We start from the raw sequence: 16,993 nt of genomic DNA, 5'->3' as shown, positions 1-16,993 counted from the left end.
GGTGACGACCCTGCCCCTGTCCCGCGCGCAGAGCGGCCTCTGGTTCGCCCAGCGGCTCGACCCGGACAACCCCATCTTCAACGCCGCCGAGTACGTCGAGATCACCGGCGAGCTCGACCCCGCGCTCCTGGTCCGGGCGATCGACCGGGTGATGGACGAGACCGACGTCCTGCGGGTGCGGTTCGAGACCGAGGGCGAGTCCGCCCGGCAGCGCGTCGCCGGAGCCACGCCGTACCGGGCGGAGGTCGTGGACGTCAGCGACGCCGCCGACCCGCACGGGACGGCGCTGGAGCGGATGCGGGCCGACCTGGCCCAGCCGCTCGACCTGACCGGCGACGACCTCGTGCGGCAGACGGTGTTCACGATCGGGGCCGATCGGCACTACTGGTACGGGCGGGCCCACCACATCCTGCTCGACGGGTACGCTCACGCCCAGCTGCAGCGCAGGGTCGCCGCCGTCTACACGGCGCTCGCCGCGGGGCGCGAGCCCGAGCCGAGCCCGTTCCTGCCGCTGGCCGAGGCGCTGGAACAGGAGGCCGGCTACCGCTCCTCCGCCCGCTACGACGAGGACCGGCGGCACTGGCTCGACCGGCAGCGGCTCCTGCCCGCCGCGACCAGCCTGGCCAGCCGGGCGGGCGAGCCCGCCAGGAGCTTCGTGCGCGAGCTGGGCCGCCTCGACGCCACGGCGACGGCACGGCTGAAGGACGGCGCCGCCGCCCACCGGGCGAACTGGGCCGAGGTCGTCATGGCGGCTCTGGCGGGATATCTGCACCGGATGACCGGCGACCGGACCGTCGTCCTGGGGGTGCCGTTCATGGGCAAGCCCGGGTCGGCGTACCCGAGGGTGCCGGGGACGTGGGTCAACGTGCTGCCGGTCGACATCGCCGCCGAGCCGGGGGCCGGCGGGGCGGAGCTGCTGCGCCGTACCAGGGAACGGCTGGCCGAGGCGCGTGAACGGCAGGAGTACCGCTTCGAGGACATGCGCGGCGACCTGCGAGCCGAGGCCGGCGACCGGGCGCCCTCGCGGGTGTGGCTCAACATCAAGCCGTTCGAGAGCCCGCTCGCCTTCGCCGGCGCCCCGGGCGCCTCGCGCTATCTCGCGGCCGGGCCGGTGGAGGAGCTGACGATCTCCGTCTACCCGGCCGGGGACGAGCTGGCCTTCGAGTTCGACGGCAACCCGTCGATGTTCACGCGGGAGGAACTGGCCGCGCACCGGGAGCGGTTCCTGGACTTCCTGAGCCGGTTCACGCCCGACGACCGGCCGATCGGCACGCTGGACACCGCGACCCCCGGCCAGCGGCACACCGTGCTCACGCGATGGGCGGGAGAGGCCGCCCCCGCCCCCGCGCTCTCGGTGGCCGAGGCCTTCGCGGCCGTGGTGCGCCGCGATCCGGACGCGGTGGCGGTCCGGCACGCGGGCACGCACCTGACCTATGGGGAACTCGACCGGCGCTCCGACGCGCTGGCGGCGCTGCTGCGCGAGCGCGGCGCGGGCCCCGAGAAGCTGGTCGCCCTCTGCCTGCCCAGGACGGCCGACCTGGTCGTGGCGGTGTTCGCGGTCCTCAAGAGCGGCGCCGCCTACCTGCCGCTCGACCCCCGCCACCCGCTCCGGCGGGCGGAGCTGATCGCCCGCGACGCGGCACCCGTGCTGCTGGTGCGCGCCCCCGGCACCGGCCTGGGCGGCGGCGACCTGGGCCTGCCCGAGCTCGTCCTCGACGGCCGGACGGCCCTGAACGGCGGCGCGCCGGCCCCGCACGGCGCCGGCCCCGCCTCCGCCGCGTACGTGATCTACACCTCCGGCTCCACCGGCACGCCCAAGGGCGTCGTCGTCTCCAACGGCGGCGTGGTCGGCCTGGCCGCCTGGGCGCGCGAGATCCTCGGCGAGGAGCACCTGCGCCACGTCCTGCTGTCCACCGCGCTCACCTTCGACGTCTCCGTACTGGAGATGTTCGCCCCTCTGCTGAACGGCGGCGCCGTCGAGATCGTCGAAGACCCGCTCGCCCTGCTGGAGGACGACCGGCTGACCTGGCGGGGCAGCCTGATCAGCGGCGTGCCGTCCGTGCTGGCCACGGTCCTGGCCGACCCCTCCTTCCAGGCGCGGGCGGACTGCCTGATCGCCGCCGGGGAGGCGCTGCCCGCCGACCTGGTGGCCGCCGTGGCCGACCGCATGCCGGGCTGCGAAGTCTTCAACATGTACGGCCCCACCGAGACCACCGTGATCGCCACGGCGGGAGCCGTCGGCCAGGGCGCACCCACGATCGGCCGCCCGGTGCCGGGCAGCCGCGCGTACGTGCTGGACGACGCGCTGCGGCCGGTCCCGCCCGGCGAGCCCGGCGAGCTGTACGTCGGTGGCGCGGCCGTGGCCCGCGGCTACCTGAACCGGCCGGGCCTGAGCGCGGGCAGGTTCGTCGGGGACCCGAACGGCACGCCGGGCAGCCGCATGTACCGCACCGGCGACCTGGTCAGATGGCTGCCCGACGGCCGCCTCGACTACCTGGGCAGGGCCGACGCGCAGGTCAAGGTGCGCGGGTTCCGGATCGAGCTGGGCGAGATCGAGCACGCGCTGCGCGCCCTGCCCGGCATCGCCCAGGCCGCGGCCGACGTGCGGGGCCCGTCCCGGCGCCTGGTCGCCTACGTCGTGCGGACGCCGGGCGAGGACGCCCCGCCCGAGGTGACGGCCGCCCTGCGCGAGAGCCTGCCGGAGTACATGGTGCCGGCCCACGTGGTGTGGCTGGACGCGCTGCCGTTGAACGCCAACGGCAAGCTCGAGCGCGCCGCCCTGCCCGACCCCGCCGTGGAGGGCGCGGCCGCGCCGGCCGTCCGGGCCACTCCGGCCCAGGAACGGCTGTGCGGGATCTTCGCCGACGTGCTGGGCGTGCCCGCCGTCGGCCTGGGCGACGACTTCTTCCGCCTGGGCGGCGACTCGCTCGGCGCGGCCAAGGTCGCGGGCAGGGTCCGGGCCGAACTGGCCGTCAGGATCACCATGCGCGCGCTGTTCGACCACCCCACAGTCGCCGCGCTCAGCGCGTCCCTGCGGACGGCGGAACCGGAACGGGCGGAACCGCGCCGGAGCACGCGCCCGGCGCGCCCTCCGCTGTCGCCGGCCCAGCGCCGTCTGTGGGTCCTCTACCGGACCGACGGCCCCAGGCCCACCTACAACATCCCCATCGCCGTCGAACTGCGCGACCCGGTCGACCTTCCCGCGCTGCGTGAGGCGCTGACCGATCTGGCCGCCCGGCAGGAGAGCCTGCGTACCGTCTTTCCCGAGGACCTCGGCCTGCCCTGGCAGCGCGTCCTGGATCCGCGGGAGGCGGCGCCGCCGCTGGAGGTCGTCCGGGTGAGCGCGGCAGGGCTCGACGACGCGCTCGCCGCGGCCGCGCGGCATCCGTTCGACCTGGCCACCGAGCCGCCCATCCGGGCCCGGCTGTGCGAACGGGACACCGGCGGGCACGTGCTGCTGCTGGTCGTCCACCACATCGCCGCCGACGAATGGTCGACGGTCGTGCTCCTGGAGGACCTGGCCCACGCCTACGAGGCCAGGCGCGGGGGCGTGGAGCCCGCGTGGGAGCCGCTGGCCGTGCGGTACGCCGACCACGCGCTGCTGCAGCTCGACGGCCCGGCGGGCGACGGACCCGAGGCCCTGGCCGGCGTCAAGCACTGGGCCGCCCGCCTGGCCGGCGCGCCCGCCGAGCTGGACCTGCCCGCCGACCGCCCCAGGCCGTCCCGGGCCGGGCACCGGGGCGGCGTGCACGCCTTCGAGCTGAGCGCCGGACTGCGCGCGCGGATGCTGCGCCTGGCCGCCGACGCCGCCGTGACCCCCTTCATGCTCGTGCACGCCGCCGTCGTCGCCCTGCTGCACCGGATGGGCGCCGGCGACGACGTCTGCGTCGGCACGCCCGTCGCCGGTCGCGGCGACCCCGCGCTGGACGGCGTGGCCGGATTCTTCGTCAACCTGCTGGCGCTGCGGGTGGACGTCTCCGGCGGGCCGACGTTCGCCGACCTCCTGGACCGGGTCCGCGAGAGCGACCTGGACGCCTACGCCCACCAGGACGTGCCGTTCGAGCGGGTCGTGGAGGCGGTCAACCCCTCCCGGTCCCTGGCCCGGCACCCGATCTTCCAGGTGCTGGTCAGCTACCACGCGCTGCCCGCCGGCACCGGCGACGGCGTCCTGTACCGGGGCGAGCCACGCCTGATCGGCACCGGCACCGCCAAGTTCGACCTGACGTTCCGCGTCAGCGAGCGCGGCGAGGGCACGCCGCTGCGCGCGGAGGTCGAGTACGCCGCAGACCTGTTCGACCCGGCCACCGCCGCGCTGCTGGCCGAGCGGCTCGAGCTGCTGCTGGAGGCCGTCACCCGCGACCCGCTGACGCCGGTCGCCGCCCTCGACCTGGTCACCGGCGCCGAGCGCGCCGACCTGTCGACCACCTGGCAGGGCCCGGTCACGCAGGTGACGCCCGCCGCGGTCGACCAGCTCGTCCGGCGGCGCGCCCGCCGGCATCCCGGCGCGGTCGCCGTGCGCTGTGACGGCGAGGTGCTCACCTACGGGCAACTGGAGGAGCGGGTCGCGCTGCTCGCCGGTGACCTGCGGGCCCGGCTGCACGGCGGCGAGCCGGTGGTCGCCGTCGCACTGCCCCGCTCGGCCGAGCTGGTCGTGGCGTTGCTGGCGGTGTGGCGGGCGGGCGCCGCCTATCTGCCGCTGGATCTGGACTATCCGGGTGAACGGCTGGCGTACATGCTGGGAGACGCCGCACCCGAGCTGGTGCTGACCACGTCGGGGACCGAGATCCCCGCGGGCGTGCCGAGGCTGGAGATCGACCGGCCCCGCGCCGCCGGGCCCGTCACCGAGAGCCCGTACGTGCCGGGCAGGGCCGCCTACGTCATCTACACCTCGGGCTCGACCGGCCGCCCCAAGGGCGTCGTGGTGCCCATGGCGGCCGTGGTCAACTTCCTGGAGTCGATGACCGGCCAGGACGTCGGCCAGGACGACACGGTGCTCGCGCTGACCACCGCCGGGTTCGACATCTCGGTGCTGGAGCTGTTCGCGCCGCTGATCGCGGGCGGGTCCGTGGTCGTGGCCCGCGAGGAGGAGGTACGCGACCCGGCCAGGCTGCTGGCCTCCGTACGCGCCTGCGGAGCGAGCGTCGTCCAGGCCACGCCCACCCAGTGGCGGCTGCTGGCGGAAGCCGACGGGGACGGCGCGCTCGACGGCATCCGGGCCCTGACCGGCGGCGAGGCGCTGGACCGCGCCCTGGCCGCCCGCCTGCGCGCCCGCGGCGCCGACGTCGTCAACCTCTACGGCCCCACCGAGACGACCGTCTGGTCCACCCGCGCCCCGCTCGGCGGCGACCTGCCCGCCGAGCCGCCCATCGGCGCCCCGATCGCCAACACCGTCGCCCACGTGCTGGACGAGCGGCTCCGCCCGGTCCCCGCCGGGGTGCCGGGCGAGCTGTACCTCGGCGGAGCCGGGCTGGCCCGCGGCTACCACGGCCTGCCCGCGCTGACCGCGGCCCGCTTCGTGGCCGACCCCTTCACCGGCGCCAACCGTCTCTACCGCACCGGTGACCGGGTCCGCCGGACCGGCGCGGGCGCGCTGGAGTTCCTCGGCCGCGAGGACGAGCAGGTCAAGCTGCGCGGCTTCCGCATCGAACTGGGCGAGGTCGCCGCCACCCTGAACGCCCACCCCGCCGTACGGCAGGCCACCGCGGCCGTCCACCGGGACGCCTCCGGCCACGGCAGGCTCGTCGCCTACTACGTCCCCGGCGCCGAACCGCCCACCACGGCCGAGCTACGCGCCCACCTGGGCGCCGCCCTGCCCGCCCACATGATCCCCGCGCACCTGCTCGCCCTCCCGGCCCTGCCCACCACCCCCAACGGCAAGGTCGACAAGCACGCCCTGCCCGCCCCCGGCCAGGACGCCCCGGCCGGCCGCCCGCCCGCCACCGCTGTGGAACGCCACCTGTGCGCCCTGTTCGACGAGGTCCTGGGCCGCACCGCGACAGGCGTGGACGAGGGCTTCTTCGAGCTCGGCGGCGACAGCGTGCTCGTCGTCAGGCTCGCCGGCCTCGCCAGGCGCCAGGGCATCGTGATCACCCCCGCCGACGTGTTCGCCCACCCCACGGTGGCGGGGCTGGCCGCCAGGGCCCGCCACGACACCACCACCGCCCCCGGCTGGACGCCGCCCGCGCTCAGCCCCGCCGACGACGCCGCGTTGCGCGCCAGCCACCCCACCCTGCGGGAGACCTGGCCGCTCACCGCCCCGCAGGAAGGCATCCTGTTCAGGAAGGAGACGACCGCGGGCCCCGACCCGTACCTCATCAGCTGGACCCTCGACCTGTCCGGCCCCCTGTCACCCGGGCGCATGCGCCGCGCGAGCGCCGCGCTCGTCCGCCGCCACCCCAGCCTGCGCAGCTCCATCACCCGCACCCCGTCCGGCGTCGCCGTCCAGGTCGTGCACACCGAAGCCGAACCCCGCTGGGGCGGTGAGGAACCGTCCGACCTGACCGCCCCCTCGCTCATCCGCTTCGACCTCCAGCCGACCGCGCTGGACCGCTGGCGCCTGACCATCACCACCCACCACGTCGTCCTCGACGGCTGGTCGCTGTCCGTGCTGGTCGAAGAGCTCCTCACCCTGTACGGCGCCGCCGCCGACGACAGCGCCCTCCCGCCGCCGCCCGACCCCCGCACCCACCGCGCCTGGCTGGCCGGCCAGGACCGGGAAGCCGCCCGCCGGGCCTGGCGGGACCACTTCGCCGGCCTGGAGGAGCCCACCCTCCTGGCCCCCTTCGACGAACCCGTCCCGCTGCCGGAACGTCTCGACATCGACCTGCCCGCCGGGCTCACCGCCGCGCTGACCCGGCTGGCCAGGCGCAACGGCCTGACGCTCAACACCGTCGTGCAGTGGGCGTGGGCCATGCTGCTGGCCCACTGGACGGGCCGCGACGACGTGGTCCTGCTCGGCATGACCTCCGGCCGCCCGCCCGAGGTGCCGGGAGCCGACCGGCTCGTCGGCATGCTCGTCAACACCGTCCCCGCCCGCCTGCGGCTACGTCCCGGCGACACCGCGCTGCGCAGCCTGCGCCGGATCCAGCGGGAGCAGGCCGGGCTCATCGCCCACCACCACCTCGGCCTGGCCGACATCCAGCGCGCCGCCGGGCACGCCGACCTGTGCGACACCTTCGCCGTCTTCGACAACTTCCCCTTCGACCAGCGCCGCCTCGACACGCTCGCCGCCGCCTCCGGCCTGTCGGTGACCGCCGTGGACGGCCACGACGCCACCCACTACCCGATCGGCATCACCGCCCTGCCCGGCGACAGCCTGCGCCTGGTGCTGCGGCACCGGCCGGGCGTACTGCCCGGCGACCTGGCCCGATCCGCCGGTCCCGCGCTGACCCGGCTGTTGGCCGCGCTGGTCGCCGAACCCGAGCGGCGCGTGGGCGCCTTCGACCTGCTGTCGCCGCGGGCCCGCGCGCACATCCTGCTGGAGGGCAACGCCACCGAGGCCGACGTGGCACCGGCCACCTGGCCCGAGCTGTTCGCCCGCCAGGCCGCCCGCGACCCGCACGCGCTCGCCGTCGAGATGGACGGCACCCGGATGACGTACGGGGAACTGGACGAGGCGGGCTCCCGGCTCGCCGCGGCGCTGGCCGGGCGCGGCATCGGCCGGGGCGACCTGGTGGCGTTGCTGGTGCCCCGCTGTCCCGAGGCCGTCGTCGCCATGCTGGGCGTGCAGCGGGCCGGGGCGGCGTACCTGCCGGTGGACCCCGCCTACCCGGCCGAGCGGATCGCGCTGATGCTGCGCGACGCCGATCCCGTCGCGGTGCTCACCACCAGGGAGACCCTGCCCGCGCTTCCCGGCGGGCTGCCGGGGCCGCGGCCGGTGCCGCTCGACGAGCTCGACCTCACGCGGGCGGCCGCCCCGCCGGAGCCGGGGACGCGGGTGGACGACGCCGCGTACATGATCTTCACCTCGGGTTCGACCGGGCGGCCCAAGGGGGTCGTGGTCACCCATGCCGGGCTCGCCGACCTCGGCGTCACCATGGCCGGCGCGATAGGCGCCGGGCCGGGCAGCCGGGTGCTGCAGTTCGCCACGCTGAGCTTCGACACCTCCGTGTGGGAGATCGCGATGGCGCTGCTGACCGGCGCGGCGCTCGTCTTCGTACCCGGCGCGCGGCGGCTCGGCGCGCCCCTCGGCGCCTTCATCGCCGAGGCCGGGATCACCCACTGCACCCTGCCGCCGTCCGCGCTGGCCGAGATCGCCGAGGAGGAGATCCCGGCGGGCAGGGTCGTGGTGGTGGCGGGGGAGGCCTGTCCCGCGCCGCTCGCGGCGCGCTGGGCGGCGCGCCACCGGGTGTTCAACTCCTACGGGCCCACCGAGACCACCGTGGACGCCACGCTGTGGCGCTGCCTGCCCGGCGACGACGCCGGGCCGCTGCCGATCGGCGGGCCGGTGGTCAACACGCAGGTGTTCGTGCTGGACCGGGCGTTGCGGCCGGTGCCCGACGGGGTGGCCGGTGAGGTGTACGTCGCGGGCGCCGGGCTGGCCCGCGGCTACCACGGGCGTCCCGGGCTGAGCGCCGGCCGGTTCGTGGCGCATCCGTTCGCCGCCGGGCAGCGCATGTACCGCACGGGGGATCTGGCGCGGCGGCGTTCCGACGGGAGCCTGGTCTACCTCGGGCGTACCGACGACCAGGCCAAGATCCGTGGCTTCCGGGTCGAGCCGGGCGAGGTGGAGTCGCTGCTCACCGGCCATCCCGCGGTCACCCAGGCGGCCGTCGTCGTGCGGGACGATCCGCGTGGCGAGCCGCGGCTGGTGGCCTACCTCGTGGCCGAGCCCGCGGCTCTCGATCGGGTGCGCGAGCTGGCCGCGGCGCACCTGCCCGAGCATCTGCGGCCGTCGGCGTACGTGCTGCTCGACCGGCTGCCGCGCACCCCGCACGGCAAGCTCGACCGGGCCGCGCTCCCCGATCCCGGGCAGGCGGCGCCCGCGCGTGAGCCGTCCTTTCTGACCGGGGCGCAGCGGGTGGTCGCCGAGGCGTTCGCCGCCGTCCTCGGCGTGGAGGTCACGGCGCCCGGCGACGACTTCTTCGAGCTGGGCGGCCACTCGCTGCTGGCGATGCGCCTGGTCACGCGGCTGACCTCGGCCACTGGCGCGTCTCTGGAGGTACGCGACATCTTCGACCGGCCCTCGGTCGCCGATCTGGCCGAACTGCTGGCTCCGTCCGAACCCGCGCGGGCGGACGGCGTCGCGGCCGGCGACGGGCGGGACGAGGCGCCCCTGACGCCCGCCCAGCAGCGGCTGTGGTTCCTGGACCGTCTGGAGGGATCGTCCAGCGCCTACAACACCGGCGTCATGCTGGAGCTGAGCGGCGGGCCCGTCGATCCCGAGCCGTTCCGGCTGGCCCTGCTCGACGTCGCGGGGCGGCACGCGATCCTGCGGACCGTCTACCCGATGCGCGCGGACGGGCCGGTCCAGCGCGTCCTGCCGGCCGAAGCCCTCGCCACGCACCTGCGGGCCGACCTGGTGGACCTGCGCCCCGTCCCGGAAGCCGACCGTGAGGAAACCATCCGCGCCACCGTCAACCGGGCCTTCGACCTGGAGACGGAGCCGCCGCTGCGGCTGACGTTCTTCAGGACCGCCGACGACGCGCACCTCATGCACGTCGGCACCCATCACATCGCCTTCGACGGCACCTCGGCGCAGATCCTGCTGCGCGACCTCACCGCCGCCCACGCCGCCCGCGTCCGGGGCCACGCACCCGAGCCCGCCGCACCCGAGCGGGCCACGCCTGAGCTGAGTTACGCCGACTACGCGCGGCTGCTGAACGAGACGCTGGGCGACGCCGCCGACCCCGGTTCGCGCGTCTCCGCCGACCTGGCCTTCTGGTCGGAACGGCTGGCCGGCGCGCCCCGGCGCCTCGCGCTGCCCCTCGACCGGCCGCGTCCCGAGGCCGGCGACCATGAGGGCCGGGTGCTGCGGCAGCCGCTCGACGCGGGACTGTCGCAGTCGCTGCGCGAGCTGGCCAGGTCGCGGCGGGTGAGCGTGCTGACCGTGTTCCAGGCGGCGGTGGCCGTGCAGCTGTCCAAGGCGGGCGCGGGGGAGCTGATCCCGCTCGGCTCGCCCATGGACGTGCGTACGGAGGAACGGCTGGCCGAGGTCGTCGGCCTGTTCGTCAACACGCTCGTGTTCACCGCCGACCTGTCCGGCGACCCGCGCGTCGGCGACCTGCTGGAGCGGATGCGGGAGGGCAACCTGTCGGCGATGGAGCACGCGCGGGTGCCGTTCGAGCAGGTGGTCGAGCATCTCAACCCGCCGCGGGCGGCCACGCTTAACCCGCTCTTCCAGGTTCTCGTCTCCTACGGGACCGCGCCCGCCGTCGCCCTCGCCTTCGACGGCCTGCGCGTCACGCCCCGCCCGGTCGACACCAGGACCACCAAGTTCGACCTGGTCTTCCACGTGTTCGACGGCGGCGCGAAGCAGGCGCTGGACCTGTCGGTGGTCTACGCGACCGCCCTGTTCGACGAGGGTACGGCCCGGCAGTTGCTGTCCGGGGTCGCCGCCGTGCTGGCCCAGGCCGCGGCGCACGCCGGCACCCGCCTGTCGGACCTGGTCACCCCCGACGCCCTCACCCCGGCCCCCGCTCCGCTCACCCCCGCCCAGCGCTGGCTCCTCGACCGTGGATTCGGCACGGGGGACACCCTCACCACACGCCGCGTCACGCTTGCGCCCGGCACCGGCGACTCGGCCGTCATCGGGGCGCTGCGGGGTTGCGTGCTGCGGCACGACGCCCTGCGCACCCGCGTGTGGCGCGACGGCGCCGGCCTGTGGCGCACGAACGTCGTGGACCCCCTCCAGGCGCTCGCCCGCCCGGTGCTCGTCCCCCCGGACACCAAGCTCGACCTCACCACCGGCCACGTCTTCCACGCGACCCGCACCGGCCGGGACGAGCTCCTCCTCAGCGCCCACCCCGCCCTGGTCGACGAGCGCTCCTGGGACCTCATCCTCGAAGAACTCCCCGGTGGACGGCCCATAGCGGCCCCGACCTCCTTCGCCGACTACGCCAGAACCCTGGTCGCCGCGCCCGGCCCCGACGACACCGCGGAGGTCTGGCTCGACCTGGCCGACCGCGTCGCCGAGTCCGGCCCCCTGTGGCAGCCCGAGGCCACCGGTCCGATCACCCGCAGCCGCGTCGAGCTGGCCGAGCGACTGGACGGCGAGCCCTGGCGCCCCGTCGCCCTGGCCGCCCTGGCCACCGCACTGGCAGCGGCGGGCGTCACCGGCCCGGTCCTGCTGGACGTGTACGAACCCGACCGTGAGCAGGCCCCCGCCACCGTGGGCCTGCTGACCCGGGTCTTCCCGGTCCTGCTCGACGCCGACCTCATGCGAAGCGACCCGGACCACCTCCTGCACGCCCTGCTGCCCCCCGACCGGGAAACGGCCGTCGCCTACGGAACGGCCCGCTACGACCGCCCCGACACCGCCGAGTTCCTGGAGCAGGCCCCCCAGGCCCGGATCCTGCTCAGCTTCGGCCAGAACCCGCCCTCCGGCTACGACCTGACCTTCACCGTCCACCGCCGTCCGAACGAGACGGTCCTGGCAGCCACCGGCCCGGCCGAGACGACGAGCGACCTGCTGCGCGCCTGGGCCGACCGGCTGGCGGCCTGGGCCCCTGACCACCTGCGCGCCACCGGCGACGACGGCCAGGAGACGGACGCCGCGCCCATGCTCGCCCTGACCCCGTTCCGCCGCCGGTGGCTGGAGAACAAGACCGGCCCGCTGCGCGACGTGCTCCCGCTCTCCCCGCTCCAGGAGGGCCTGCTGTTCCACCTGCTGCTGGCCGACACCACCGGAGAGGTCTACCTCACCGAGAACACGCTGCGCCTGCGCGGCCCCCTCGACCCCGCCCGCCTGGCCGGGGCCGTTCAGGCGGCGCTGGCGAAGTTCCCCAACCTGAACGCCGGCTTCCACGACATCGGCGACGCCACCGTCCAGGCGATCCCGGCCCACGTTCCGTTCTCCTGGACGGCGGCCGACCTGAGCGGCGCGCCCCGGCCGGAGGAGGCGTTCGTGGAGTTCCGCGCCCGCGGCGCCGCCGAGCCGTTCGACATCGCGAGCCCGCCGCTGATCAGGTTCGGGCTCGCCAAGCTGGCCCGGGACGAGCACCGCTTCGTCGTGTGGGCCCAGCACATCCTCATGGACGGCTGGTCGATCTCGCTGTTCCTGCTGTCCGTGCTGTCCTTCTACACCGACCCGGCCGCCGAGGAACGGCGCGAGGTCTGCGATTTCCGGACCTATCTGGAATGGCTGGCCGTACAGGACATGTCCGCGGCGGAGGAGGCCTGGCGCGGGTTCCTGGCGGGGGTCGGCGCGGCCGGGCTCATCGCGCCCCACGCGCAGGACACCACGGCCGACGCGCGCCACATGGACGAGCTGGAGGAGGACCTCGACGCCGATCTGGCCGACCGGCTCGGCGCGGTCAGCCGCGAGCTGGGCCTGACCGCGAGCGCGCTGTTCGAGATCGCGTGGGCGGTGCTCGTGCACCAGCACACCGGCGCGGACGAGGCCGTGTTCGGCCTGCTCACCTACGGCCGCCCGCCGGAACTGGCCGGCATCGAGAGCACGGTCGGCCTGCTGTTCAACACCGTCCCCATGCGCGTGCGCACCGCCCCCGCCGACAGCCTGCGGGCCATGGCCGCCCGGGTACGGAGCGAGCGCATGACCGTGGTCCGCCACCCCTACGTCGGCCTGGCCCGCATCCAGGAACTGGCCGGCCGGCGCAACCTGTTCGACACCCTGTTCGTCTTCCAGAACCAGCCGAAGGTCACCCCCGACCAGCGCTGGGGCCCGGACGGCGAGCTCTGGGTCGAGGGCAGGGACCTGCGCGACGCCACCCACTACCCGCTGACCATGGTGGTCAGCCCGCCCGACGGCACCGCCCGGCTGCGCATGCTGTTCCGCACCGACGTCTTCGGCAAGCATGAGGCCACGAGGGTCATGGACGCCTACGTCCGCATCCTGACGTCCTTCGCCGACGACCCCGACCGGCCGATCGGGCGCGTGGAAGCCGTCTCGGACCTGGAGCGGGCCCACCTGCTCGACGGGCTGAACCCCGCGCCCAGGCCGGTGCCGGAGCTGTCGATCGCCGACCTGCTGCACGAGCGCGCGCTGCTGATCCCGCACGAGCGCGCCCTGGTCAGCGGTACGGCGGAGCTGACCTTCGCCGAGCTGGAGGCGGCCGCGGCCCGGCTGGCCAGGCTGCTGGTGAGCCGGGGCGTCGGCGCCGAGAGCGCGGTCGCCCTGGTGCTGCCCAGGTCGGAGCTGATGGTGGTGGCGCTGTTCGCGGTGTTCGCCGCGGGGGCGGCCTACGTGCCCATCGACCCCGAATATCCGGCCGACCGGATCGCGTACATGATCGAGGAGTCCGCACCCGTCGTGGTCCTCACCACCGAGGGCCTGCGCGACCTGCTCCCGGCCGGGCGGCCCGCCGTCGTGCTCGACGGGCCGGAGGCGACGGCCGAACTGGCGGCGACCTCGCCCGAGCCGATCCCGGCCGGCGAACGGCATGCCCCCGCCGGGCTCGAACACCCGGCGTACCTGATCTTCACCTCGGGCTCCACCGGGCGGCCCAAGGCGGTCACCGTGCCCTACCGGGGGCTGACCACCATGTACTACAACCACCTGGAGAACATCTTCGACCACGTGACCGCCCGGCAGGACGGGCGCAAGCTGCGGATCGCGCACACCACGTCGTTCTCCTTCGACGCCTCGTGGGAGCAGTTGTTCTGGCTACTGGCCGGGCACGAGGTGCACGTCATCGACGAGGACACGCGGCGCGATCCGGCGCTGCTGCTGGACTACTTCGACCGCGAGCGCGTCGACGGCTTCGACGTGACCCCGTCGTACGGGACGTTCCTCGTCGAGGCCGGGCTGCTGGACCGGCCCCGGTGCGGCGGCGACGCCCCGCCGGACGCACCGGGGCTGGTCTTCTTCTCGCTCGGCGGCGAGGCCGTGCCCGCCGGGCTGTGGAACAGGATCCGCGAGGCCGGGGGAGTGGAGGGCTACAACCTGTACGGGCCCACCGAGTACACCATCAACGCCCTGGGCGCGGACCTGGCCGAGAGTACGACCTCGACCGTGGGCCGGCCGATCTGGAACACCCGCGCCTACATCCTCGGCCCCGGGCTGCGGCCCGTGCCGCCCGGCGCGGTCGGCGAGCTCTACCTGGCGGGCGACGGGCTGGCCAGGGGTTACCACCGCCGCCCCGGCCTGACCTCCGGGCGCTTCGTCGCCGACCCGTTCGGAGGGCCGGGCGGGCGCATGTACCGGACGGGCGACCTGGCCCGGTGGCGGCCCGACAACCTGATCGACTTCCTGGGCCGCTCGGACGGGCAGGTCAAGATCAGGGGCTACCGCATCGAGCCGGGCGAGGTCGAGGACGTGCTCACCGGCCTGGACGGGGTCGGGCAGGCGGCCGTCGTGCCCAGGACCGACGCCCAGGGCGCCGTCCACCTGGTCGCCTACCTGGTGCCGGCCTCCGGCGCGGAGGAGATCGACGTCGAACGGGTCACCGCCGAGGCCGCCGCCGTGCTGCCCGGCTACATGGTGCCCGCCGCGGTCGTCACGCTCGACCGGCTGCCGCTCACCGTGAACGGCAAGCTCGACCAGGACGCGCTGCCCGGCCCGGTCATCACCGCGCCCGGCGCGGGGGAGCCGCCGCAGGGACCGCGGGAGGAGGCGGTCGCGGACGCCTTCCGCGAGGTGCTCGGGCTGGCCGGCGTGGGCAGGAACGACGACTTCTTCGCGCTCGGCGGCCACTCGCTGCTGGTGGTGCGGCTGGTCGGCCGGCTGCGCGAGCGGATCGGCGCGGTCTCCGTCCGGGACGTCTACGACGCGCCGACGCCCGCCCGGCTGGTGGCCAGGGCGGACGGCCGGCGGGGCGGCGCCGGCGGGCTGCGGCCGCTGCTGGAGATCCGCTCCTCGGGGCAGGAGGCGCCGGTCTTCTGCTTCCACCCGGCCGGCGGGCTCGGCTGGTCCTACACCGGGCTGGTCTCCCATCTGCCGGGGGCGAACCCGATCTACGCGCTGCAGGAGCCGCTGCTGTCCGACCCGGCCGCGCCGCGGCTCACCTTCGACCAGGCCGTCGCCGGGTACCTGGACCGGATCAGGCGGGTCGACCCGCGCGGGCCGTACCATCTGGTCGGCTGGTCCTATGGCGGGCTGGTGGCGCACCGCGTGGCCACCACGCTGCGGCGGGAAGGCCACGCGGTCGCCTCGCTGACGGTCCTCGACGCCTACATCACCGAGACCGGCGGCGGCGGGGACGGCACCGGCGCGGCGCTGCGCGCGGAGGCGATGGCCTACGTCGCCTCCTCCGCCGGACTCGACCCCGCCACGCTCGACCTCACCGACAAGCAGGACCTCTACGCCCGGGTACGCCGCACCGAGAGCGTGCTGACCTCCTTCGACGAAGGCGCGCTCGACCGGATCGTCGAGTCCTACCTGCGCCACAGCGAGCAGATGGGACACGCCGCCTTCGAGGTGTTCGACGGCGACATGCTCTTCATCGGCGCCTCGGCCGGCGAGCGGGAGGAGGAGGCCGCGGCCAACCGGGCGGCCTGGCGGCGGCAGGTGTCCGGGCGGCTGGTGGAGCACGCGGTGCCGGTGGACCACCACACGCTCGGGCGGGCGGCGGGCTGGGCGCTGACCGGCTCCCTCATCGCCGCCCACCTCGCGGGGGAGACGGCCGGATGAGCGTTCTGAAGAAGATCACTCTCGACCTGACGCCGCTGCGCGCCTCGCGGCCGTTCCGTCTGGTGTTCGCGGCGAGGCTGGCCTCGCTGTTCGGGATCGGGCTGCTGATGGTGGCGGTCCCTGTCCAGGTGTACGCGATCACCGGGTCCGCGCTGCACCTCGGCGCGGTCGCGACCACGGCGGGCGCGTGCGTGTTCGCCGGGTCGCTCGCCGGCGGCCTGCTCGCCGACCGCTACGACCGCCGCCGCGTCATCCTGGCCGCCCGCACCGCCGCCGGGATCGGGTTCGTGCTCCTGGCTGCCAACGCGCTGCTGCCCGACCCGCCGCTGTGGCCCATCTACGCGCTGGCCGCCTGGGACGGCCTGGCCGGCGGCATCAGCTCCACCACGCTCACGGCCCTGCTGCCCACCCTGGTCGGCCGCGAGCACCTGCCCGCCACCGGGGCGCTGCTCAGCCTCACCGCCGACCTGTCGGCGATGGTCTCGCCGGCGCTCGGCGGGCTGCTGATCGCGACCTGGGGCGTGGCCGCCAACTACGGCGCCGCCGCGGCGGCGACCGCCCTGACCGCGTTCAGCATCAGCCGCCTGCCCTCCTACCCCGCGCCGGGAACCGGACGGGAACCGCCCCTGCGCGCGATGGCGGCCGGCCTGACCTTCGCGGCGCGCCACCGAACGGTCAGGAGCGTGCTGGTCGCCGGGCTGGCCACGATGCTGCTCAGCGGCCCCGTCGTCCTGCTGCCCGCGCTGGTGAAGACCCATCTCGGCGGCGGCGAGACCGTGCTCGGCCTGCTCTACAGCGCCCCCGCGATCGGCGCCGTGGCCGGCTCGCTCACCAGCGGCTGGATCGGCGCCGCCCGCCGCCCCGGCCTCGCGCTGCTGGCGTCCCTGCTCGTGATGGGGCTCGCCGTGCTCGCCACGGGCCTGAGTCCCGTCCCGCTGCTGGCGTTCCTCGCCCTCACCGGGTACGGCGCCGGCCGCGTCCTGACCGACATCCTCCGTTTCACCCTGCTGCAACGGCACACGCCCGACGAGATCAGAGGCAGGGTGGCGAGCCTCTGGCAGGCGCAGGTCGTGGCCGCCGCCGCGGCCGGCTCCCTCGTCGCCGGCGTGCTGGCCGAGACGTTCAGCCCCGCGACCGCCCTGATCGTGTACGGGGCGGGGGCCGGGGCCACCGTGCTCGTCCTGGCCGCCCTGCTGCCCGCCCTGCGCGAACCCGACAGCCAGCCGACACCGACGTCCTAGTCAC

2 protein-coding genes are annotated in these 16,993 nt (G+C 75.4%); both read left to right on the top strand.

Annotation, left to right across the window (positions count from 1 at the left end):
- Position 1: 1 nt before the first annotated feature.
- Entirely contained in the window at positions 2-15,748 is a 15,747-nt protein-coding gene (locus tag ACIBI5_RS24880; RefSeq protein ID WP_397250548.1) for an amino acid adenylation domain-containing protein, read from the top strand.
- Entirely contained in the window at positions 15,745-16,989 is a 1,245-nt protein-coding gene (gene entS, locus ACIBI5_RS24875; RefSeq protein WP_397250546.1) for an enterobactin transporter EntS, read from the top strand. The genes ACIBI5_RS24880 and entS overlap by 4 nt, the downstream gene beginning before the upstream one ends.
- Positions 16,990-16,993: the final 4 nt, after the last annotated feature.

The sequence above is a fragment of the Nonomuraea sp. NPDC050540 genome (assembly GCF_044457485.1).
GTDB lineage: Bacteria > Actinomycetota > Actinomycetes > Streptosporangiales > Streptosporangiaceae > Nonomuraea.
This window is presented reverse-complemented; position numbering and strand designations above follow the sequence as displayed.

Bases quoted from the DNA above. Each gene is read 5' to 3' on its own strand.
- entS (WP_397250546.1), top strand. From the start codon at position 15,745: ATGAGCGTTCTGAAGAAGATCACTCTCGACCTGACGCCGCTGCGCGCC.